The sequence below is a fragment of the Pseudomonas sp. 43NM1 genome, from assembly GCF_002836905.1.
GTDB classification, from domain to species: domain Bacteria; phylum Pseudomonadota; class Gammaproteobacteria; order Pseudomonadales; family Pseudomonadaceae; genus Aquipseudomonas; species Aquipseudomonas prosekii.
Genome location: NZ_MKGS01000210.1, coordinates 1 through 20,945 on the forward strand (window position 1 = coordinate 1; position 20,945 = coordinate 20,945).

Annotated in this window: 19 protein-coding genes; 9 read left to right on the forward strand and 10 right to left on the reverse strand. The window is 60.1% G+C overall.

Features of this window, described 5'->3' with window-relative positions:
* Window positions 1–176 precede the first annotated feature (176 nt).
* Window positions 177–1,103, forward strand: coding sequence for a LysR family transcriptional regulator (locus BI292_RS28110; RefSeq protein WP_101209955.1), 927 nt, complete (start codon window positions 177–179; stop codon window positions 1,101–1,103).
* On the opposite strand, the gene BI292_RS28115 is transcribed toward BI292_RS28110, so the two are convergent.
* From BI292_RS28115 to BI292_RS28135, 5 genes are all read right to left on the reverse strand, one after another.
* Entirely contained in the window at window positions 1,014–1,337 is a 324-nt protein-coding gene (locus tag BI292_RS28115) for an AzlD domain-containing protein (protein WP_092274846.1), read from the reverse strand. The genes BI292_RS28110 and BI292_RS28115 overlap by 90 nt on opposite strands.
* Window positions 1,316–2,032, reverse strand: a complete 717-nt coding sequence (locus BI292_RS28120; RefSeq protein WP_101209956.1) for an AzlC family ABC transporter permease — start codon at window positions 2,030–2,032, stop codon at window positions 1,316–1,318. Before BI292_RS28120 ends, BI292_RS28115 begins: the two co-directional genes overlap by 22 nt.
* A complete protein-coding gene (locus BI292_RS28125) occupies window positions 2,029–2,466 on the reverse strand; it encodes a GNAT family N-acetyltransferase (protein WP_178076641.1) in 438 nt (145 codons plus the stop codon). Before BI292_RS28125 ends, BI292_RS28120 begins: the two co-directional genes overlap by 4 nt.
* Window positions 2,467–2,479: 13 nt before the next feature.
* A complete protein-coding gene (locus BI292_RS28130) occupies window positions 2,480–3,226 on the reverse strand; it encodes a 2OG-Fe dioxygenase family protein (protein WP_092274851.1) in 747 nt (248 codons plus the stop codon).
* Between the two features lie 230 nt (window positions 3,227–3,456).
* Window positions 3,457–4,743, reverse strand: a complete 1,287-nt coding sequence (locus BI292_RS28135) for an OprD family porin (RefSeq protein ID WP_101209957.1) — start codon at window positions 4,741–4,743, stop codon at window positions 3,457–3,459.
* A gap of 501 nt (window positions 4,744–5,244) precedes the next feature.
* On the opposite strand from BI292_RS28135, the gene BI292_RS28140 reads away from it, so the two are divergent.
* Window positions 5,245–7,347 (forward strand): TonB-dependent siderophore receptor, encoded by a 2,103-nt coding sequence (locus tag BI292_RS28140; RefSeq protein ID WP_101209958.1) that lies wholly within the window; start codon window positions 5,245–5,247, stop codon window positions 7,345–7,347.
* 132 nt (window positions 7,348–7,479) lie between these two features.
* Here the strand turns inward: BI292_RS28140 and BI292_RS28145 are convergent, their stop codons facing one another.
* The 4 genes from BI292_RS28145 to BI292_RS28160 all read right to left on the reverse strand — a co-directional run bounded on the left by BI292_RS28145 (window position 7,480) and on the right by BI292_RS28160 (window position 13,089).
* Window positions 7,480–7,692, reverse strand: a complete 213-nt coding sequence (locus tag BI292_RS28145; protein WP_101209967.1) for a hypothetical protein — start codon at window positions 7,690–7,692, stop codon at window positions 7,480–7,482.
* Window positions 7,693–7,938: 246 nt separating this feature from the next.
* On the reverse strand, window positions 7,939–9,045 hold the full coding sequence (aguA, locus tag BI292_RS28150; RefSeq protein WP_101209959.1) for an agmatine deiminase: 1,107 nt from the start codon (window positions 9,043–9,045) through the stop codon (window positions 7,939–7,941).
* 5 nt (window positions 9,046–9,050) lie between these two features.
* Window positions 9,051–9,929: an N-carbamoylputrescine amidase gene (gene aguB, locus BI292_RS28155; protein ID WP_101209960.1), complete on the reverse strand. Its 879-nt coding sequence runs from the start codon at window positions 9,927–9,929 to the stop codon at window positions 9,051–9,053.
* 247 nt (window positions 9,930–10,176) lie between these two features.
* Window positions 10,177–13,089 (reverse strand): aminotransferase, encoded by a 2,913-nt coding sequence (locus BI292_RS28160; RefSeq protein ID WP_101209961.1) that lies wholly within the window; start codon window positions 13,087–13,089, stop codon window positions 10,177–10,179.
* A gap of 176 nt (window positions 13,090–13,265) precedes the next feature.
* On the opposite strand from BI292_RS28160, the gene rfbB reads away from it, so the two are divergent.
* Genes rfbB through BI292_RS28195 form a run of 7 tightly spaced genes read left to right on the forward strand, consistent with a single transcriptional unit; the run spans window position 13,266 to window position 20,358 of the window.
* Window positions 13,266–14,348 carry a dTDP-glucose 4,6-dehydratase gene (gene rfbB / locus BI292_RS28165; protein ID WP_092281578.1) on the forward strand — a complete coding sequence of 361 codons (1,083 nt, stop codon included), beginning with the start codon at window positions 13,266–13,268 and terminating at the stop codon, window positions 14,346–14,348.
* A complete protein-coding gene (gene rfbA, locus BI292_RS28170; RefSeq protein ID WP_101209962.1) occupies window positions 14,345–15,220 on the forward strand; it encodes a glucose-1-phosphate thymidylyltransferase RfbA in 876 nt (291 codons plus the stop codon). Before rfbB ends, rfbA begins: the two co-directional genes overlap by 4 nt.
* Window positions 15,217–15,762 (forward strand): dTDP-4-dehydrorhamnose 3,5-epimerase, encoded by a 546-nt coding sequence (rfbC, locus tag BI292_RS28175; protein WP_101209963.1) that lies wholly within the window; start codon window positions 15,217–15,219, stop codon window positions 15,760–15,762. The genes rfbA and rfbC overlap by 4 nt, the downstream gene beginning before the upstream one ends.
* Window positions 15,759–16,628, forward strand: a complete 870-nt coding sequence (gene rfbD, locus BI292_RS28180; protein ID WP_101209964.1) for a dTDP-4-dehydrorhamnose reductase — start codon at window positions 15,759–15,761, stop codon at window positions 16,626–16,628. Before rfbC ends, rfbD begins: the two co-directional genes overlap by 4 nt.
* Before the next feature lie 36 nt (window positions 16,629–16,664).
* The gene (locus BI292_RS28185) at window positions 16,665–18,473 is read left to right on the forward strand and encodes an ATP-binding protein (RefSeq protein WP_101209965.1); all 1,809 of its coding nucleotides are present in this window, start codon (window positions 16,665–16,667) and stop codon (window positions 18,471–18,473) included.
* Window positions 18,470–19,864: a sigma-54 dependent transcriptional regulator gene (locus BI292_RS28190; protein ID WP_092274882.1), complete on the forward strand. Its 1,395-nt coding sequence runs from the start codon at window positions 18,470–18,472 to the stop codon at window positions 19,862–19,864. Before BI292_RS28185 ends, BI292_RS28190 begins: the two co-directional genes overlap by 4 nt.
* 38 nt (window positions 19,865–19,902) lie before the next feature.
* Window positions 19,903–20,358, forward strand: coding sequence for a YiiD C-terminal domain-containing protein (locus BI292_RS28195; protein WP_101209966.1), 456 nt, complete (start codon window positions 19,903–19,905; stop codon window positions 20,356–20,358).
* Between the two features lie 135 nt (window positions 20,359–20,493).
* Here BI292_RS28195 and BI292_RS28200 read toward each other — a convergent pair.
* Window positions 20,494–20,945, reverse strand: a 452-nt coding sequence (locus tag BI292_RS28200; RefSeq protein ID WP_305887401.1) for a 3'(2'),5'-bisphosphate nucleotidase CysQ, incomplete at its 5' end; no start/stop codon positions are given.

Below are 20,945 nucleotides of genomic sequence, written 5' to 3' on the forward strand. Positions count from 1 at the left end.
CCCCCACCCCACCAAAAACCCCGATCCTGTGTAAGCCTCCAGCCATCGGCTGCGGAATCAATTCGCTACTAAACCCGCGACAACTATGCTCAGGTGCAGGAATATAGCCGGCACAGGCGCCGGATCGGTCGCAAGGTACACAACAATTGCCAGCCCACTTTAGAGGGCATTACCCCATGGATAGCAGAACCTTACGCAACCTTATGCGCATCGTGCAGACCGGCTCGTTGTCGGCGGCGGCGGAGCATTCCTGTCTGACCGTGCAGGCGTTGGCCGCGCAGTTGAACAAGGTCGAAGAGCAGTTTGGTTTTCGCCTGTTTCGACGTTCCAACAAGGGTTTGACCCTGACGGCGCAGGGCACCGAGCTTACCCCGTACATGGACAAAGTCCTGGTGGCAACGCGGCAGATGGAAGAGAAAGTCGCGGCGTTGAAAGCGCCGGGGCAGCGCACGTTGAAGGTGGCGTTGAACACCACGCTGTCGGAAGACTTCAATCGGCGCATTATCGGACGCCTGTTCGCGGTGTTTCCTGACCATCAGTTGGAGTTTTCCTACGCCGAGTCGATGGAAAACCTCAGCAAGTTGAAGAATGAAGACTTCGACCTGGCGGTGCTGATCGGTCCGCAAAAACCGGGCATGCCGAGTATTTTGCTGCCGGATGTGCAGGTTCAAGTGGTCGGCGCGCATTGCGGTCAGGAGAACGATCCGCTGGTGCTGCTGGGTGACAAGTTTCAGGTTCGTCCTGCAGACGATTGTCCGTATTCCCACAGCTTTTTGCGTTTTCTCGACGCCGGTCTTGGCAATAACGAGTCTGGCCAACGGATGATTTATTCGTGCAGCGAAACCCTGACGCTGTCGTTGATCCCGCAAATGGACGGCATCGGCATGGTTTCGCGCACCGCCGCGCAAAAAAATGGCCTGACTATTTTCCCAGGTTTCGAGGATTACCTCGAAGTGCGCTTGGCGGTGAATAACCCCGAACTGTCCAGCCAGGCGTTGAGCGATGTGGTCGATTTACGCCTGCATGAACGCGCCGAGCGCAATGTACGCAGCCGTCCCAACCGCCACACTGAGAAAGAGGTTTTTGCTGAAATACGCACATAACAACGTCGGAATTGCCGCATAGAATTCCGGGCGATCGAGCTGCACATGCTGGTCCTTGATCAACAAGGGCGTGACGCTGATGGCAGCGACGATCGCCACCGGCAAGTATTCCAGCGCGCGGGCAACGAATGGCGGCCAATGCTCGGTGTTGATTTGCAGCGGCAACGCGCGCGGCAGGAAGGTCACGGCCATCATCAACACGACGACCAGAATCAGGAACGTTTGGTCAGGCACACGCCCACCCCGCAGCCAACAAATGTGGCGATAAACACGTTAAACGGCGAGCTGCCGACCAGGCTCAGCGCGCCCATGCAAACTACCGCGGCCGCCGCGGCAATCAGTTTGTTGCGGGTGTTGCACAGCGACACCAGCACATACAGCATCATCGCGGTCAGGGCGTAGTCGAGTTGGTATTTGATCAGGTGCTCCGCGTACTGCGCGCAGATCGCCCCGAGCAAACCGCCGAGCACCCAGGACGTGTGACAAAACAAGTTGAAACCGATCAGGTAACGCACGTTTACCGGCGCGCCGCTGCCCAGTTTCACGCTGTGAAAAGCGAACGATTCATCGGTCAGGCCACCGGCGTAACACCAGCGCTCAAAACGGCTGAGGCCCAATGCGCGCAAGGCTTTCGCCATGTAGACCGACATCAGCATGTGTCGCGCGTTGATCAGGAATGTCGTGAGAATAATCGTGGTCAGCGAAGCGCCGCTGGTGATCAGCGCCAACGCCGCGAACTGCGAAGCGCCAGCGTACACAAACAGACACATAGCCACCGGCAGCCACACCGGCAACCCGGCGTTGACCGCCATCAAACCAAACACGAACGACACCGTGAAGTAACCGGCCACTACCGGGCTGGCTTCTGCAAAGGTGCGCGATGGCTGTGGCTCGACCATCAGCGGCGGGCTGCTGGACGTCTCATTCATAGGTCCCTCTCAAAGGTCGTTTCGCCACGCGGCTCGCAAAAACCCTGGGCAGTCCAAAAACGCTTGCCGGCAAGGTTAGCATCGTCGACGAACAGGAACATCCGCAGCACGCCGACGCGTTTCATGTCTGCCGACGCCGCTTCCACCAGGCGTTGGCCCACGCCTTGCGCGCGGTACAGCGGGCTCACGGCCAAGTGATTGATGGTGCCGCGACTGCCGAGCATGCCGCCAAGCACCGCGCCGACCACTTCACCGTTGAGGTCGAGCGCGAGGTACGCGGTGGTGGTTTTCTGCATCAACACACCGCGTAAACATTTGGCGTCCTGCCAGTCGCAAAACGACACTTCGTCGAACTGCCGAAAGAAGCGCTCCAGGCGCAGCGCATCCTTGGCGTTCGCGCGCCACAGCATCACCGATGCCGCGGCGTCGTCCATGGCGTCGAACTGTTCAGCGAACAATGTCGAAAGCGGTCCCGGGCCGCGAAAAGGAAATCGCCAGAATCTGCCGATACGCCATGTCGTGCGAATGGGTATTGCGCGCAGGCGTTACGTAATGGCGCATGTCGCGATCAAGGAAAAACGTGGTGTCGAGGATTTCCTGGTAAGTCGTCGACGCCAGTTGTTCCTGATGCGCGGAGTACAAACGACTCTCGGCGCCATCAACATTATTGCGTCCCCAGAAGTGCACGCCGCTGAACGGATAACCGTCGCAGTGAATACCTTCAGGGGTGATTTCCAGTTGTTTGCCAGGTTTGATTTCGATGCGGATCTGATGGATCTGGCATTGCCAGATTTCATCGTGCAACTCCGGCGGCAAGACGTTTTTGTACACTTCGAAATCGATGTCGATGAGGCTGCGCATCACCGGCGAGTTGATCACTTCTTCGGAGAAGTCCTGAAAGTGCCGAACCATGCCGCCAACGTAACTGTTGTTGGCTTTGGATTGCACATACGCGCGGTGTTCCAGCTGCTTCAGATCGCGGGTCACCGGGTTGTATTCGAAGTCGCTGTAACGGCGAAAACGCATACCGGATTCGGCCTGACCGTAGTAACTGTCCGGCTCCATGTTTTCCCAACTCTTGGTCAGTCGAACGAAGTCGGCGAAATGACCGTAGAGATTGAAGTCACCACCCTGGACGTTGACAAATTTGTCGCGCCTTAGCGATTCGCCAACTTCTCTGTTTAAAACGATCATTACTAGTCTCCGCTGCATTGAGCGACCTAATCTATTAGGTGCGGGATTTCCGGCCCATGAGAAAGAATTTCAGGCATCTCAAGCGTTGCTTGAAGCGGCGCAACAAGTTGCCTTGAACGCCGTTTTTTATGCCAAAAAGAACAGCTTTAGATCGTTTTGAGCAAAATGCAGGCGAAAAAAAACCCCGAACCAGTCGGGGTTTTTTCTGAGTGTTTTAACTCAGCCGATCATCAGAAGATGTTGATCGGGTAGTCGACGAACACACGCAGCTCGTTGCCGCTGACGTTGTACTCGCTGGACTTCTGCGACACGCGCAGAACCGAACTGCGCAACCTTACGCTCAGGTCTTTGGCCGGGCCATTTTGCACGACGTACTTGAACTGGTTGAAGATCTCGCGCTCGGTGCCGCCCTCACTGGTGGAGGTGGTGATGTTGTCACCGCGCACGTAAGCGAAGTTGTAGCTCAGGCCCGGAATGCCATAAGTGCTGAAGTCCAGAGCGTAGCCCAACTGCCAGCTGCGCTCGTCTTCGGCGTTGAAGTCGGACCAGTAGGAGTTCGCCAGGTAGATGGTGTTGCCGCCGTCGCCGACACGGTTTTGGCCGCGCTGGTAACCGCCGTAAGCGTAACCGAGGTTGCTGTCGCCAGTGCTGCGCTGGTGCGCGAGGGTAAACGAGTGCGCGCCAGTTGCGAACGTCGCGGCCAGGCTCCAGATCTTGTTGTCGTCGCCCGTCACGCCGTTTTCGCGCACGTACGAGTTATCCAACTTGGTGCGATAGCCGTTGAAGTCCAGTGTCAGCGATTGTTCTTTGTTGAACGGCAGCACGTAGTTGGCGTTCACGTATTGCTTCTTCAATACGTCTTCGACGTCGGACGCGTAGACCGCCGCTTTGAACTGCTCGGTGAACTGGTAACTACCGCCCAACACGTTGATCGACTTCAAGCCACCGCTGTCACGACCTTCAGCGCTCTTGCGCGATTCGGCGGTGAAGCGACCGGCGTTCAGCACCAGGCCTTTGACCTCTTTGGAGGTGATCAATGTACCGGTGTAACTTTCCGGCAGCAGGCGCGAGTTGTCGTAGTTCAACACCGGCAACTCCGGCATCTGGTCGCCGTAGGTCAGCGTAGTGCTGGAGATGCGGAATTTGACCGCGCCGCCGAACTTGGACAGGTCGTCCGCCGCGTTGCCGCTGGCGCCCTGTTTAAAGAAGTCGATACCTTGGGCGCCAGTGCGGCCCTTGCCGCCGTCCAGACGCAGTGCGTACAGACCGAAAGCATCGACGCCGACACCGACCGTGCCCTGGGTGAAACCGGACGAGTAAGTACCGATGGCCGCTTGGCCCCATTCGGCTTTGTCCGGGTTGCCGTCCTTGTAGTCACGATTGATGTAGGCGTTGCGCAACAGCACTTTGAGGCTGCTGTCTTCAACAAAACCCTTGGATTCTGCCTGGTCGTTAGCCATGGCTTGTGTCGCGCTCAACATCCCCAGAGCGATCAAACTGATGCGCTTATTCAACATTTGTTTTTTTCCTTATTACGGGTTGATACGCGCTGCGCCGAACGGCGGAAATGGCGCTGTTGCGCTCTTTTTTCACCCCGAAACAAAAAGGCCCGCCCACGAGCAATCCGTGGCGGGCCTTTTTATTGTTTTTTGGGTCATGGCGGTTGGCCACAGGCGTTGGCATGAATCCTAGCCGCGCGCTTAACGCCGTGTCAATTTCATGAATCGTCTGAGAATAGGCAAAAAACGTCTAAGAAAAGCCTTGTGCGCGACAGTTTGTTGCAGGGATTGTCGGGAAATCAGTGGATACAACCGTCGAGGGCCAGCGTTTAGTGAGAGAAGCAGGCAGTGCGCGGCGAGTTTGTACATTCGGCAAACAAGATGTTGAACCGTGTATCAATTCAGACACAACTGGAAACAATCATTCACAAGCGCTTACCAAGAATAATTAACGGAAGTAAATAACAAGCATTACCATTCGCGCGCTCGAATTCCTTCACCCTCTCGGATGCGCTCCAGATGCCTGCCCACTTGCGTTTTTCGCCCGTTACCCTTGGGCTCTCTGCCTTGTTGTCTGCCGGATTTGCCGGTGCCGCGACCACCGTTTTGCCCGCCACGTCGATCAGCGCCGAAACCGAAACTGAAACCGACGACCCGCGCGTAAAGGAAACCAGCACCGCTACACGCACCGCCACTGCGGTGCGTTACGTGCCGCAAGCCATCGATTCGATTAAAACCGCCAACGTAGCGGATTACGGCACCAACGACCTCGGCACTGCACTCAGCGGTATTCCCAACGTCAGCAGCGGCGCCGACACGCGTTTCGACAGCTTGCGCATTCGCGGTTTTGACGCCAGCAACGACTTCTACCTCGACGGCATTCGCGACGACAGCCAATACGTGCGCGACTTGCACAACATCGAGCGCATCGAAGTGCTCAAAGGCCCGGCCGCCGTGTTGTACGGCCGTGGCAGCCAGGGCGGGATCGTCAATCGGGTGAGCAAACTGCCGGAATTCGGCCGCCGCTCCACCATTGAAGCGCAGGGCGGCAGCGAGGATTTGCGCAGTCTTTATGCGGACTTGAGCACCGACGTCAGCGACGACATCAGCCTGCGCCTGAACATGGGCAACATGGATGAAAACAGTTTTCGCGATGGCGTCAGCGGCAATCGCCAATTGTTCGCGCCGTCGATGAGCTGGCAACTGACGCCAGACCTGAACTGGCTGGTGCAGTACGAATACAGCCGTTACAACCGTACGCCGGATCGCGGAATCCCCGGTGTAAATGGTCGCCCGGCGGATGTAGGACGGGATACGACCTACGGCAGCGAGCACGATTACATCGACGACAAGTCACAATCCCTACGCTCCAAACTCAGTTATGAGCTGAGCGATAGCTGGCAACTGCGCCATACCTTGGGCGTGTTCAAGCTCGACAGCGATTTCGATAACACTTACCTGACCGGTTACTCCGGGGCGACCCAAAGCGTTTTACGCCAGCACTGGCAGCAGGACCTGAGCACGCGCAACGTTTTCAACAACGTCGAACTGGAAGGTGGTTTCGACACTTTTGGTCTGGAGCATCGCTTGCTGACCGGCGTCGAAATCGGCAGCCAGCGCCGCGACCCGAAGCTTTACAACGCTGCGACCGGACGCGGCCCCGGCATTCAAGCGGTGCCGGCGCTGGACTTGTACAACCCCAATCGCGACTTGCGCCACACCGGGCGCATGCAGCTCTCCAGCGACAACCACACCGAAGTCGAAAGCCGCGCGGTGTACGTGCAGGATCAGTTGCGCCTGAACGATCAATGGCAGTTGCTCGGCGGTTTGCGTTACGACACGTTCGACATCGAGTCGACCAACAAACTGCGAAACATTTCCGAAGATCGCGACAGCCACAGCACCAGTCCGCGTGTCGGCATTGTCTGGACGCCGCTGCAGAATCATTCCTTCTACGCCTCGTGGACCAAGACATTTTCGCCGGTCGGCGGTGGCTTGATCGGCATCACGCCGGGCGCGACCGGCAACAGCAATGACTTGAGCCCGGAGCTGACCAAACAGAAAGAAATCGGCGTGAAAAGCGACTGGCTCGATGAGCGCTTGAGCACGACGTTGGCGATCTACGAACTGGAACTGTACAACCGTCGCACCAGTGATCCGCTCAATCCGACCGTGACGCTGTTGACTGGCGAACAACGCTCGCGCGGTATCGAACTGACCGCCAGCGGCAAGCTCGGCGGCAACTGGTACGTGCGCGGTGGCGTCGGTTTGCAGGACGCGACGGTGGAGAAGGACAACAACGGTTTTGAAGGCAAACGCGTGAGCAACGTGGCCAAGCGTAACGGCAGCCTGTTCCTGACGTGGAAACCGGAAATGGGCTGGTACGCCGAGACCGGCCTGACCCTGGTCGGCGACCGTTATGCCGATAACCTCAACACGGTTGTGCTGCCCGGTTATGGCCGCTGGGACGCGCTGGCCGGGTTCCGCCAGAAGGATTGGGATTTGCGCGCGGCGCTGAACAACATCAGCGACAAAACCTATTACTCATCGGCGACCAGCCAGTTTCAGATCCAGCCAGGTGCGCCACGTAGCTTGGTGGTGACCGGGACTTACAGCTTCTGAATCCGCAGCAATCGCTGTGCGAGTGTGCCTGCTCACTCGCACATTTTCAGATCTTCAGCGGTCACGCAATCTCACCCATAAAAAAAGCGCCGCCCTCCCGGCAGCGCTTTCGGCAATCCATGGCTGTTGCTTTTATCCTTCCATCACATCCCACAACGCTTGCAGTTCCGCCTCGCTGAATAAACCAGCGGGGTAGCGCTCGATCATCATCCGGCGCGGATCAGGTTCCCTGATCTGACGCGTTCCATTGGACTTCAACCAGTGCGCAAGGACCTGCCGCGATTCGCTGTTGACTGCCAGGGGATGCAGTGCCCGTTCGCTCGCTACATTCACTTCGGCGTTCATTTCGGCGCTCTCTCCCGGATTGTGAGCGGCTAACGTATCCAACGTTTGTGACAGAACGTCGCCGTTCTTCCCTCCCTGTATTTGCCTCAGGACAGATACAAGAGCTGTGCCAATCTGTCGCATTCAGAAATGCGCAGCTACAAAAAAACCCGCAATCCTTACGGGCTGCGGGCTCGGTGTTTCAGCGCTGCTCAGCAATCGTTGCCCGACTGAATTTGCAGGCAACTCAAGCTGTTACAACTGCACTCACTCGTTGTGCGGCGCGGGCTGCTGTTGGGTAAGACAGTGGATATTGCCGCCGCCCAGTAACAGTTCGCGACCCGGCACCATCACCACTTCGTGCTGCGGGAAGAGCGTTTGCAGGATCTCTTTCGCCGGGCCGTCCAACGGATCGTTGAAGCTCGGCGCGATGATGCCGCCATTGACGATCAGGAAGTTTACGTAGGAACCCGCCAGGCGCACCGTCGGATTACGCTCCTGCGTGCCGTCCACCGGATCGACACCGGCGCATTCTTCCTCGGTCGCATACAGCGGGCCGGGAATAGGCATTTTGTGCACCGTGAACGGGCGACCCTTGGCGTCGGTGCTGCTTTCCAGCACTTTCATTGCAGCCTGGCAACGCGGGTAGTTCGGGTCCTGCGGATCATCGGTCCAGGCCAGCAATACTTCGCCCGGACGCACGTAGCAGCAGAAGTTATCCACATGGCCGTCGGTTTCGTCGTTGAACAAACCGTCCGGCAGCCAGATGATTTTATCCACCGCCAGATTTGCGCTGAGCACCGCTTCGATGTCGGCACGCTTGAGGTGCGGATTGCGATTGCGGTTCAGCAGGCATTCTTCGGTGGTGATCAGCGTGCCTTCGCCATCGACGTGAATCGAACCGCCTTCGAGCACGAAGCCTTCGGTGCGATAACGTTGGCTGCGCTCGATTTCGAGAATCTTGCCGCCAACCTGCGAGTCGCGATTCCACGGCGCGTACAAACCGCCGTCAAAACCGCCCCAGGAGTTGAAATCCCAGTTCACGCCACGCACTTCGCCGCTGTTATTGATCACGAACGTCGGGCCGGTGTCGCGGACCCAGGCGTCGTCGCTGGACATTTCGACCACGCGAATATTCGGCACATCGAGGCGCGCGCGGGCGTTTTCGTATTGGCCGGCGGACACCGCCACCGTCACCGGTTCAAAACGTGCAATAGCCTTGGCCACCGCGACGTGTGCGGCTTGCGCCGGTTTGCCACCCAGGCGCCAGTTGTCCGGGCGCTCGGGCCAGATCATCCAGGTTTGGGTTTGCGGCGCCCACTCGGCTGGCATGTAGAAGCCATCGGCGCGCGGGGTGCTGTTTAAAGTGGTCATCAGAATCAGGACTCCAGGGAACCGTCGAGGGTTTTCAGCGCAGTGTATAGGTTCGGGCGACGATCACGGAATGAGCCCCACGCGCTGCGGATGTGCTCAAGTTCGTCAAGGTCAAAGCGTTGGACCAGCACGCCTTCTTCGGTTTTATCGAGTTCCTGCACCTTTTCGCCGAACTGGTTGGCGATAAACGAAGAACCATAAAACGTAATGTCGTAGCCGTCCTGCTCTTCGTTGCCGATGCGGTTGCTGGCGATCAGCGGCATCAGGTTGGCGCCGGCATGGCCCTGTTGCACGCGCTGCCAATGGTCGCGGGACGAGATGGTTTTGTCGTGCGGCTCGCTGCCGATCGCGGTCGGGTAGAACAGAATTTCCGCGCCGAGCAACGCCATGCTGCGCGCACATTCCGGGAACCACTGGTCCCAGCAAATGCCCACGCCGATTTTCGCGTAACGGGTATTCCAGACTTTGAAACCGGTGTCGCCCGGGTTGAAGTAATACTTTTCGTGATAGCCAGGGCCGTCCGGGATGTGGCTTTTCCGATAAATCCCGAGGTTGCTGCCGTCGGCATCGATGATCGCGATGCTATTGAACCGCGCGCGACCCGCCAGTTCATAAAAACTGATCGGCAACACCACTTGCAGTTCCTTGGCGATTTTCTGGAAATGCTTGATCGCGACGTTGTCTTCAACTGTCGTCGCCAATTGCAGGTAATCCGCATTCGGCTTCTGGCAGAAGTACGGCGCCTCGAACAATTCCTGCAGGAGAATGATTTGCGCACCTTGGGCCGCTGCCTCACGGACCAGTTTTTCCGCGGTCTCGATGTTGGCTTCGAGGTCCCACGAACACGCCATCTGGGTAGCGGCGACGGTAACGATACGGCTCATGAATCATCTCCTGAATCATTTTTATAGGGAGGCAAGTGGCGACTTTATAGCCGATAAATATCGGCTTTAAAAGTCACATAAAGCCCTTCCGTCTAAAAACAAGCAGAAAACACCGATAACAATCGGATTAAACACCCGCCCCTGTAGGAGTGAGCCTGCTCGCGATCGCGCCGGTCCAGACACTAAAAATGTTGAATGGAAGACCGCTATCGCGAGCAGGCTCACTCCTACAAGGGATAGGGGGGGTTCATAAACCTTCTGCGAGCACTTTGGAGAGCATGTCGACAAAGAAATCCACGCTGCGGCGCGAGGTGACCATTGGCGGTTTGATTTTCAGCACGTTGAGGTAATCCCCGGTCGGCTGCATGAAAATCCCCAACTCACGCAAGCGATCACACAGCGCCGTGGTTTCTTCGGTCGCCGGTTCCAGGGTTTCCCGGTCGCGGATCAACTCGACGCCGAGGTAAAAACCCGAACCGTGCACCGCGCCGACCAGCGGATGAATGTCGATCAGCGCTTCGAGCCGCTGCTTGAAATGGCCACCGACGATCTGCGCGTTTTCCCAGAGTTTTTCTTCTTCCATCACATCCAGCACCGCCATGCCGATCTGGCAACTGACCGGACTGCCGCCCGCCGAGGAGAAAAAGTAACCCTCGGCCTCCAGCGCTTCGGCGATTTCCCGGCGAGTGATCACCGCGCCCAATGGCTGACCGTTGCCCATGCCTTTGGCCATGGTGATGATGTCCGGGACCACGCCTTGCTCCTCGAAACCCCAGAAAAAATCGCCCATGCGCCCGTAACCGACCTGCACTTCATCGGCAATGCACACGCCGCCGCGCGCGCGGACCAGCGCGTACACCTGTTGCAGATAACCGGGCGGCAACGAGATGCCGCCGGCGTTGCCGTACACCGGTTCGCAGATAAACCCGGCCAACTGCCGGTTCTGCTCGGCGATTTTCGCCAGGTTGTGCTCGACGCTGCGCACGTAATCCGGGGTGCTGTGCGGGCCGCGAAATTCGCCGCGATAGGTGTTCGGCGCAATCACCGGGTGTACCCACGCCGGGCGGCTGCTCAAGGCTTTCGGGTTGTCGGCAATCGACGTCGAGACCGCGTCCGCGCCCACCGTCCAGCCGTGATAGGCCTCCAGCACGCTGAGCATGTCGCGACCGCCGCTGTAAGCCCACGCCAAGCGGATCGCCAAGTCATTGGCCTCGCTGCCGCTGTTGACCAGAAACACCCGATCCATGCCGTCCGGCGACAACTTCAACAGCCGTTCGGAAAACTCCGCCACCGCCGCATAGTTGAAGCGCGAATTGGTGTTGAGCAGCGACCACTGACGGCTGGCGACGGCGGCCATGCGCGGATGCCCGTGGCCGAGCACCGCGACGTTGTTGAGCATGTCGAGGTAGGAGCGGCCCTGCATGTCGATCAGGTGATTGCGCCAGCCGCGCTCGATGCGCGGCGGGTCGGCGTAATAGTGTTTTTGCGTGCGGGCGAAACTGGCGTCGCGGCGCGCAAGCAAGGTCTGCGAATCCAGCTCGGCTTCGGCATCACACGCCAGGCCGAGCAACGCCGCCGGCGACGGGCACAGCGCTTGCCAGGCCAACGCGCGCGACGGCGAGCAAAACAGCGGCGCCTCGAAAGAACTGCCACGGCACAACTGCACAATCAGCGGACCGTTGACCGCACCCAGCGCCTGACCTTTGGCCAGTGCCGCGCCGCTTTCATGCGCAGAATTCACCCCCCACAAACGCACACTGAATGGCTCGCCATCAAGCTGCAACACGCCCGCAAACGGCTGCTGCACAACCCCGGCAAACGGCGCTGCGACCGCTGTGCCGTGGGGCACGCGCAACTCGACGTGCAACGGACAGGTATCCGGTTCAGCGGCGCTGTCCGGCTCGGTGCGCGACAAACGATATTGACCGTAACGACTCGCCGCCAGACCGTGCACCGCCGCCGCTTCGTCGAGCAAACGCTGATCGATGCCTGCCTGTTCCCAATTGCCGGCCTCGAAATGAGCGCTGAGGACGCCGAGGTCGATCAAGGCAAATTCGCGCCCGACCAGACTCGGCAATAACGGCGCTAAACCTTCATGGCTCAGGCTCGGCAAGGTCTGGCCGACCGCCGTCAAAATCGCCGCTTCCATCAGCTCCAGTGGCACCGAAGTGGCGACGCGGAAAATTTCCCATTCGTGGCGCAAGTTGTCGCGACTGTATTGATTGCCGGGGTCGATGCTGACCTGCTGCTCGCCACTGAGCACCAGCACCGCTGCACGCGCGACGATCAACGGCCACAGCGCTTTGAGCTCTTCAGGCTGCAACGGGTTGCTCGCGTGATACGCCTGCACCGCCGGCAAAATGTAAAACGGATCGCCCTCGGCGTGATGCAGCAACGCCGCGCAGGTCACCGACAAATCGGTGATGCGCCAAGTGCGAATCAGGTCGCCGAAATCGATCACACCCTGCAGCTGCCACTGCCGTTGCGCATCGCGCTGCCACACGACGTTATCGTCGGTGATGTCCATGTGAATCGCTTGCACCGGCAGCTTGTCGATCAGCGGCAGCAGGCGTCGCTCGGCGTGTTCGGCGGCCTCGCTGACTAACGCGCGTTGTCGCTCATCAGCGATCACCGGCAGCAAATGCGCGATCAGCGCGTGGGCGTGGCGGGCGTCCCATTGCAGCGTGCGCTCAAGCCCGGCGTGCGCGAACGTCGCCAGCGCCAGGTCCATGTCCGCGCACAGCCGCCCGAAACCACTGACTACCGAACCCGGCAGGTGCGCAAGCTGCGTCAACGGCTGGCCTTCGATGTAGTCGAGCAAACGCACATGCAGCGGCTGCCCGTCGACGTCGAGCGAAAGAATCTCTTCGCCGCAATTGGCCGCCATCACCCGTGGCACCGGCACCTGCGAATGCTCGGCCAGATGCTTGAGCCCGGCGTGTTGCGCCTGCAATTCGATCTTCGCGTAATCGCCCCGACACATTTTCAGGACGAATCGCCCACGCTCACTGTCGACGCGGTAGTTCAGATCCTGCTGACTGCCCAACGCCTGCAACGTCCCGCTCAAGCCGTAATGCCGCTGCAGCAACGCCAACGCTTGCGCCACAGACACTTGCGGGCTGGGCAAACTGGCGCGATGAATCAACGTGGCGAGCGGCATACAACGACCTCTGAAATGTTATTTGGCGCCTATATCGCCATTGCCTCGGGGGATAATCAACCCCCTGCTGCGGCGGCAAAAGCCAAATACGACCAACAACCCTCTTGCACCACCCCGCTCCTGCCGACAAGCTATGCTCATTCGTTTTATCGTCTTACGGAAAAAGGTTGGCCAACATGCGTATTCTCATCACCGGCGGTGCCGGTTTCATTGGCTCGGCCCTGATCCGCCACCTGATTCGGCACACCGAGCACGAAGTGCTCAATCTCGACAAGCTGACCTACGCCGGCAATCTCGAATCGCTGACCAGCATTGCCACCGATACCCGCTACGAATTCGTCCAGGCCGACATCGTCGATCAGGCCGCCGTCAGCGCGGTGCTGGCACGCTTTCAGCCACACGCGATCATGCACTTGGCGGCAGAATCCCACGTCGACCGTTCCATCGACGGTCCGTCGGATTTCATCCAGACCAATATTGTCGGCACCTACAGCCTGCTCGAGGCCACTCGCGCCTACTGGCTGACCTTGGCCGAAGCCGAGAAAAGCGCTTTCCGCTTCCATCACATTTCCACCGACGAGGTGTACGGCGACCTGCACGGCGTCGATGACCTGTTCACCGAAACCACGCCTTACGCGCCGAGTTCGCCGTACTCCGCCAGCAAAGCCGCGTCCGACCACTTGGTTCGCGCCTGGCAGCGCACCTACGGGTTACCAGTGTTGCTGACCAATTGCTCGAACAATTACGGGCCGTTCCACTTCCCGGAAAAACTCATTCCGCTGGTGATCCTCAATGCGCTGGCGGGCAAGCCGCTGCCGGTGTACGGCAACGGCCTGCAAGTGCGCGACTGGCTGTTCGTCGAGGACCACGCCCGCGCGCTGCTCAAAGTGGTGACCGAAGGCGTGGTCGGCGAGACCTACAACATTGGCGGCCACAACGAGCAGAAAAACATCGACGTGGTGCGCGGGATCTGTGCGCTGCTCGAAGAATTGGCGCCGAACAAACCGCAAGGCGTCGCGCAGTTTGCCGACCTGATCACTTTTGTTCAGGACCGCCCTGGCCACGACCTGCGCTACGCAATCGACGCCAGCAAAATTGAACGTGAGCTCGGCTGGGTGCCGGAAGAAACCTTCGAAACCGGCCTGCGCAAAACCGTGCAGTGGTATTTGGATAATCTCGAATGGTGCCGCCGCGTGCAGGATGGCAGCTATCAGGGCCAACGCCTGGGCGCCATCGACATCAAGGAGCTGCTCGCATGATGAAAGGTATTGTTTTGGCCGGTGGCTCGGGCACGCGCCTGCACCCGATCACGTTAGGCGTGTCCAAACAGCTGCTGCCGGTGTACGACAAACCGATGATCTATTACCCGATCTCGGTGTTGATGCTGGCCGGCATCAAGGACATTTTGCTGATTTCGACGCCGCAGGACCTGCCGCAATATCGCAACCTGTTGGGCGACGGCAGCCAGTTCGGGGTGACCTTCAGCTACGCCGAACAGCCCTCGCCGGACGGCTTGGCGCAGGCCTTTCTGATCGGTGAAGAATTTATCGGCGACGACCCGGTGTGCCTGATCCTCGGCGACAACATCTTCCACGGCCAGCACTTTGGCGATCAATTGAAGAACGCCGCAAAACGCCCTTCCGGCGCCACGGTGTTCGGCTATTGGGTCAAGGACCCGGAGCGCTTCGGCGTGATTGATTTCGACAGCGAAGGACGCGCGCTGTCGATTGAAGAAAAACCGAAAACCCCGAAATCCAGCTATGCCGTCACCGGCCTGTATTTCTACGACAACGACGTGATCAAGATCGCCAAAGCAGTGAAACCGTCACCGCGTGGCGAACTGGAAATCACCGACGTCAACAACGCCTACCTCACACGCGGCGACTTGCAGGTCGAGCGTTTCGGCCGTGGTTTTGCCTGGCTCGACACTGGCACCCACGACAGCCTGCTGGAAGCGTCGCAGTACGTGCAGACCATCGAACACCGCCAGGGTCTGAAAGTCGCCTGCCTCGAAGAAATCGCCTACGAGAATGGCTGGATCAGCCGCGAACTGTTGCTCGAACGCGCGGCTTATTTCGGCAAGACCGGTTACGGCCAATACCTGTTCATGCTCGCCGGAGAAGCGCAATGAACGTGATTGAAACCGCCCTGCCCGGCGTGCTGATCATCGAACCGAAAGTCTTCGGTGACGAGCGTGGTTTTTTCTACGAAAGCTTCAACGCCAAGGCATTCGCCGAAGCCACTGGCCTCGACACGCAGTTCGTTCAGGACAACCATTCGCGCTCGCAGCGAGGCGTGCTGCGCGGCTTGCACTATCAGTTGGAAAACGTTCAGGGAAAACTGGTGCGCGTCACTGCCGGTGAAGTGCTCGACGTGGCGGTGGACATTCGCCGCAGCTCGGCACATTTCGGCCAGTGGGTGGCGGTGCGTTTGTCTGCCGACAATCACCGTCAACTCTGGGTACCTGAAGGATTTGCCCACGGTTTTGTGGTGCTCAGCGAAGTCGCCGAATTCCTCTACAAAACCACCGATTACTACACGCCGTCCGCTGAGCGCTGCATTCGCTGGGACGACCCAACCCTGGCCATCGACTGGCAACTGCACGCCGCGCCGCAACTGTCGGCCAAGGATCAGAACGGCAAAAGTCTGCTTGAGGCTGATCTGTTCCCATGAAAATCCTCATCAACGGCCAGCACGGGCAAGTCTCGCAAGAACTGCAACGGCATTTGAGCCACCTCGGCGAGCTGGTCGTGCTCGGTCGCGAACAGCTCGACCTGGCGCAACCCGAGCAGATCCGCCAACAGGTGCAACGCATTCGCCCGGACCTGATCATCAACGCCGCCGCACACACAGCCGTCGATCAAGCGGAAAGCGAGCCGCAACTGGCGTTTGCGATCAACGCCAGCGCGCCGGGGATTCTCGCCGAACAAGCGCTTGAACTGGGCGTCCCGTTGATTCACTACTCCACCGATTACGTGTTCGATGGCAGCAAACCCGCGCCCTACACCGAGGACGACGCGCCCAACCCGCTTGGCGTCTACGGCAAAAGCAAACTGGCTGGCGAACAGGCGATCAGCGCGGTGCAGGGCCAGCATCTGATCCTGCGCACCAGTTGGGTCTACTCGACCCACGGGCGTAATTTTCTGCTGACCATGCAGCGCTTGCTCCAGGAAAAACCGGAAATGCGCATCGTCGCCGATCAGATCGGCGCGCCGACCTGGGCCGGTACGATTGCCCGCAGCACGTTGGCGCTGATCGAGCGTTGGCAGTCCGGGAATGCAGGAGCGTGGGGCACTTATCACCTGACCGCGCAGGGTGAAACTTCGTGGTTCGGTTTCGCCCAGGCCATCGGCGAAGCGCTGCGCGAACAAGGCAAGCCGTGCGCGAACCTGCTGCCGATTCCGTCCAGCGATTACCCAACGCCGGCCGCGCGCCCGTTGAACTCGCGGCTCGACTGCTCGCGACTGCAACGCGAGTGGGGCGTCAGCCAGGCGGATTGGCAAACCGCGCTGCGCGAGTGTCTTGCCGAGCAACCCTAGGCATAATGCGCCTGTCCCCCCAGGCGCTCGATGCTCATGACTCCGACCCTCCCCCGCAGACCTCGCTGGCGCAGTCTGGCCCTGCTCGCGCTGTGCCTGGCGCCTCTGCTGTGGCCGCTGCAGCATCTGGCCGAGCGTTATTACCGCAGCGAACTGGCCGGGCAGAATCGTCAGACCCTCGACCTCTACGTCGCCAACCTGCTGGGCACGCTGCATCGCTATGAAGTGTTGCCGCAGATTCTCGGCGACCTGCCGGCGCTGCGCGCAGTGCTCGGCGCGCCCGACGATGGCGTCACCCAGGGCAACGCCAACCGCTTGCTGAAAAACATCAGCGCGCAGTCCGGCGCCGAAGTCATGTACCTGATGGACACCAGCGGCAAGACCCTCGCGGCGTCGAATTGGGACAAACACGACAGTTTTGTCGGGCGCAATTTCTCCTTCCGGCCGTACTTCAGCGAAGCCATGGCCGGGCGGCTCGGGCGCTTCTTCGGGCTGGGCACGACCTCGGCCAAACGCGGTTACTTCTTCGCCGCGGCGGTGCGCGAAGGCGAGAAAATCATCGGCGTGCTGGTGGTCAAGGTTGACCTCGACCACACCGAAAGCCTGTGGGGCAAAACCCCGGAACAACTGCTGCTGACCGATCACAACGGCGTGGTCATTCTCACTTCGCGGCCGGAGTGGCGCTTTCGCTCGACCCGCGCCTTGAGTGACGCAGAGAACACCGCCATCAGCGCGATTCAGCCGTACCCGACGCGCGATCCCCGGCCACTGCGGCTCAATCCCAACGCCTGGCTGACGCAGACGCAACAGATCGAAGAAACCGGCTGGAACGTCAGCATTCTCGCGCCGCGCACCTTGATTGACCGCCCGGTGCGCACCGTCGTCGCGATTGGCGGCGCGACGTTGCTGGTGTTGATGCTGCTACTCGGTTTGATGATGCAGCGCCGTCGGCATTATCTGGAGCGCATCGCGTTCGAAGCCAAGGCCCGCCGCGAGCTCGAAGGTCGGGTCGCCGAGCGCACCAGCGACCTCGAAGGCCTCAACCGCCGTCTGAAACAGGAAGTATTGGAGCGCGAACAGGCGCAACAGGAACTGGTCCGCGCGCAGGATGATCTGGTTCAGGCGGGCAAACTGTCGGCACTGGGGACGATGTCGGCGAGCATCAGCCACGAGCTCAATCAGCCGCTGGCGGCGATCCGCAGCTACGCGGAAAACGCCGAGGTGTTGCTCGATCATCAGCGCACCGACGATGCGCGCGGCAACCTCAAATTGATCAGCGAACTGACCGGGCGCATGGCCTCGATCATCGCCCACTTGCGCGCGTTCGCCCGCCGCGACCGCCACGCCCCGGAAAGCGTCGCCCTGCAACCGGCACTGGACGATGCGCTGGCGTTGCTGGCCAAGCGCCGACGCAGCATGGAAGTCGAGTTGATCCGCGATCTGCCGGCGGCGACCTTGTGGGTCGAGGCCGGCGAAACCCGCTTGCGCCAAGTGCTCGGCAACCTGCTGGCCAACGCCCTCGATGCCCTCACCGAAAAAGGCCCGCCGCGCAAACTCTGGCTGAGTGCCCAATCCACCAGCGAAGGCGTCAACCTGTACATTCGCGACAACGGCCCGGGGTTTTGCATGGAAGCCCTCGGCCGCGCGAGCGAGCCTTTTTACACGACCAAAACCCGCACTCAGGGGCTCGGGCTGGGCCTGGCGATTTGCGAAACCCTGATGCGCGCCTTCGGCGGTGAACTGTCGTTCGCCAACCACAAGGAGGGCGGCGCCCTGATTACCCTGAAGCTGCGCGCAGGCGCACCCGGCGTGAGCCTGCAACCGTCCGAGGACCGAAGTGCATGACCATCGATAACCGCATTCAGGTGGTGTTGATCGACGATGATCCGCATCTGCGCCAGGCACTGAGCCAGACGCTGGACCTCGCCGGCCTGAAGATTCTGCCACTGGCCGAAGCCAAGGGCCTGGCCGCGCAACTGGAGCGCGACTGGCCGGGCGTGGTGGTCAGCGACATCCGCATGCCAGGCATGGACGGCCTCGAATTGCTGACCGAGCTGCACGCCCAAGACCCGGAGCTGCCGGTGCTGCTGATCACCGGCCACGGCGATGTGCCGCTGGCGGTGCAGGCGATGCGCGCCGGGGCGTATGACTTCCTCGAAAAACCCTTCGCCAGCGATGCCCTGCTCGACAGCGTGCGCCGCGCCCTCGACTTGCGCCGTTTGGTGCTGGACAACCGCAGCCTGCGCCTGGCCCTCAGCGACCGCAATGAACTGAGCACCCGACTGGTCGGGCAATCGGCGCAAATGCTGCGTTTGCGCGAGCAGATCGGCGCGCTCGCGGCGACCAAGGCTGACGTGCTGATCCTCGGCGAAACCGGCGCCGGCAAGGAAGTGGTGGCGCGGGCGCTGCACGATTTGTCGAGCCGGCGTAACGGTCCGTTTGTCGCGATCAATGCCGGCGCGCTGGCCGAATCGGTGGTCGAGAGCGAGCTGTTCGGTCACGAGCCCGGCGCGTTTACCGGCGCGCAAAAACGCCGTATCGGCAAGTTCGAATTCGCCAATGGCGGCACGCTGTTCCTCGATGAAATCGAAAGCATGAGCCTCGACGTGCAGGTCAAACTGCTGCGCATGTTGCAGGAACGGGTGGTCGAGCGCTTGGGCGGCAATCAGCTGATTCCGCTGGACATCCGCGTGATCGCCGCGACCAAGGAAGACTTGCGCCAGGCCGCCGATCAAGGGCGTTTTCGCGCCGACTTGTATTACCGCTTGAACGTCGCGCCGCTGCGCATTCCGCCGCTGCGTGAACGCGGCGAAGATGCGCTGATGCTGTTCCAGCATTTTGCCGACGAAGCCAGCGCCCGCCACGGTTTGCCGCCGCATGAACTGCAACCGGGGCAACGCGCGTTGTTGCTGCGCCACAACTGGCCGGGCAATGTGCGCGAACTGCAAAACGCCGCTGAACGTTTCGCCCTCGGTCTGGAATTGGCGCTGGATAACAGTGCATTTGAGGGCGGTGCCGGGACCACGGTGGAAGTGCTCAGCGGCGGGCTCAGCGAGCAGGTCGAGAACTTCGAGAAAACCCTGATCGCCGCCGAACTCGCGCGCTCGCACAGCTCGGTGCGCAGCCTCGCCGAAGCCTTGGGCATTCCGCGTAAAACCTTGCACGACAAGTTGCGCAAGCACGGTTTGAACTTCGCCGACGGCGGCGCGCACAGCCACACCGACGAGCTCGATTGAGCCAGCGTTTTTTCATTTCAGCAAACAAGGGGCCGTGCATGAGCCGCGACAGTCGTCACCTGCAATCGATCCTCCACCACGACATTCCCCTGACGCGGGACATGGGCCTGACAGTGCTCGACTGGCATGACCAGCAACTGCGTTTGCAGTTGCCACTGGAGGCCAACGTCAATCACAAAAGCACCATGTTCGGCGGCAGTCTGTACTGCGGCGCGGTGCTGGCGGGTTGGGGCTGGCTGCATTTGCGCTTGCGTGAGGAAGGCATCGAAGACGGCCACATCGTGATTCAGGAAGGGCAGATCAGCTACCCGTTGCCGGTGACCAGCGATGCGATTGCGATTTGCCAGGCACCGAGCGCGGCGGTGTGGAAGAAGTTTCTGGCGATGTATCAGCGCTACGGCCGGGCGCGATTGACCCTGAATTCGCGAATCGTGAACAGCGGAAGCGAAGAAGCGGCGGTGACGTTCAGCGGGCAATACGTGCTGCACCGCTAAGCATCAGTTTTATCTGCCCCCAAAACCTGTGGGAGCGAGCTTGCTCGCGATAGCGGCATCACACTCAACATCAACGTTGACTGACCCACCGCCATCGCGAGCAAGCTCGCTCCCACATGGGTTCGAGTAGCGATCTTATCCGCGTGCAAGCTCCAACAATTTTTCGCGCCACGCTGCTTTGGCCGGCAGTGCCAGGAAGAACTCATTCAACAGCGATTCTCGCGCCGGATAGCTGAACGGCGCGCCGCTCAATTCCAGCACCTCACCGCCCGCGCCTTCGAGCACGCCTTGCGCCGCTGCCGTGTCCCATTGCGATGTCGGCGCCAGGCGTGGATAACAATCCGCCGCGCCTTCGGCCAGCATGCAAAATTTCAGCGAACTGCCGAAATTCGCCAAGTGCAATTCGCCGAGGCTTTCACTCAAACCGGCCAGCAAACGCTCTTGCTCAGGGCTGGAATGTCGACGGCTGGCAACCACGGTAAACGCCTCGCCCGCCGCTGGCACGTCGCGTACGTAAATCGGCAGCGGCGCCGCATCCGTGTCGCCGCGCCACGCGCCCAATCCCGCGCCACCGACGTAGAAACGTC

Excerpts from the sequence above, each read along its gene's own strand:
- BI292_RS28110 (WP_101209955.1), top strand. The coding sequence starts at position 177 with ATGGATAGCAGAACCTTACGCAACCTTATGCGCATCGTGCAGACCGGC.
- BI292_RS28120 (WP_101209956.1), bottom strand. The coding sequence starts at position 2,032 with ATGAATGAGACGTCCAGCAGCCCGCCGCTGATGGTCGAGCCACAGCCA.
- BI292_RS28125 (WP_178076641.1), bottom strand. The coding sequence starts at position 2,466 with ATGGACGACGCCGCGGCATCGGTGATGCTGTGGCGCGCGAACGCCAAG.
- BI292_RS28130 (WP_092274851.1), bottom strand. The coding sequence starts at position 3,226 with ATGATCGTTTTAAACAGAGAAGTTGGCGAATCGCTAAGGCGCGACAAA.
- BI292_RS28135 (WP_101209957.1), bottom strand. The coding sequence starts at position 4,743 with ATGTTGAATAAGCGCATCAGTTTGATCGCTCTGGGGATGTTGAGCGCG.
- BI292_RS28140 (WP_101209958.1), top strand. The coding sequence starts at position 5,245 with ATGCCTGCCCACTTGCGTTTTTCGCCCGTTACCCTTGGGCTCTCTGCC.
- BI292_RS28145 (WP_101209967.1), bottom strand. The coding sequence starts at position 7,692 with ATGAACGCCGAAGTGAATGTAGCGAGCGAACGGGCACTGCATCCCCTG.
- aguA (WP_101209959.1), bottom strand. The coding sequence starts at position 9,045 with ATGACCACTTTAAACAGCACCCCGCGCGCCGATGGCTTCTACATGCCA.
- aguB (WP_101209960.1), bottom strand. The coding sequence starts at position 9,929 with ATGAGCCGTATCGTTACCGTCGCCGCTACCCAGATGGCGTGTTCGTGG.
- BI292_RS28160 (WP_101209961.1), bottom strand. The coding sequence starts at position 13,089 with ATGCCGCTCGCCACGTTGATTCATCGCGCCAGTTTGCCCAGCCCGCAA.
- rfbB (WP_092281578.1), top strand. The coding sequence starts at position 13,266 with ATGCGTATTCTCATCACCGGCGGTGCCGGTTTCATTGGCTCGGCCCTG.
- rfbA (WP_101209962.1), top strand. The coding sequence starts at position 14,345 with ATGATGAAAGGTATTGTTTTGGCCGGTGGCTCGGGCACGCGCCTGCAC.
- rfbC (WP_101209963.1), top strand. The coding sequence starts at position 15,217 with ATGAACGTGATTGAAACCGCCCTGCCCGGCGTGCTGATCATCGAACCG.
- rfbD (WP_101209964.1), top strand. The coding sequence starts at position 15,759 with ATGAAAATCCTCATCAACGGCCAGCACGGGCAAGTCTCGCAAGAACTG.
- BI292_RS28185 (WP_101209965.1), top strand. The coding sequence starts at position 16,665 with ATGACTCCGACCCTCCCCCGCAGACCTCGCTGGCGCAGTCTGGCCCTG.
- BI292_RS28190 (WP_092274882.1), top strand. The coding sequence starts at position 18,470 with ATGACCATCGATAACCGCATTCAGGTGGTGTTGATCGACGATGATCCG.
- BI292_RS28195 (WP_101209966.1), top strand. The coding sequence starts at position 19,903 with ATGAGCCGCGACAGTCGTCACCTGCAATCGATCCTCCACCACGACATT.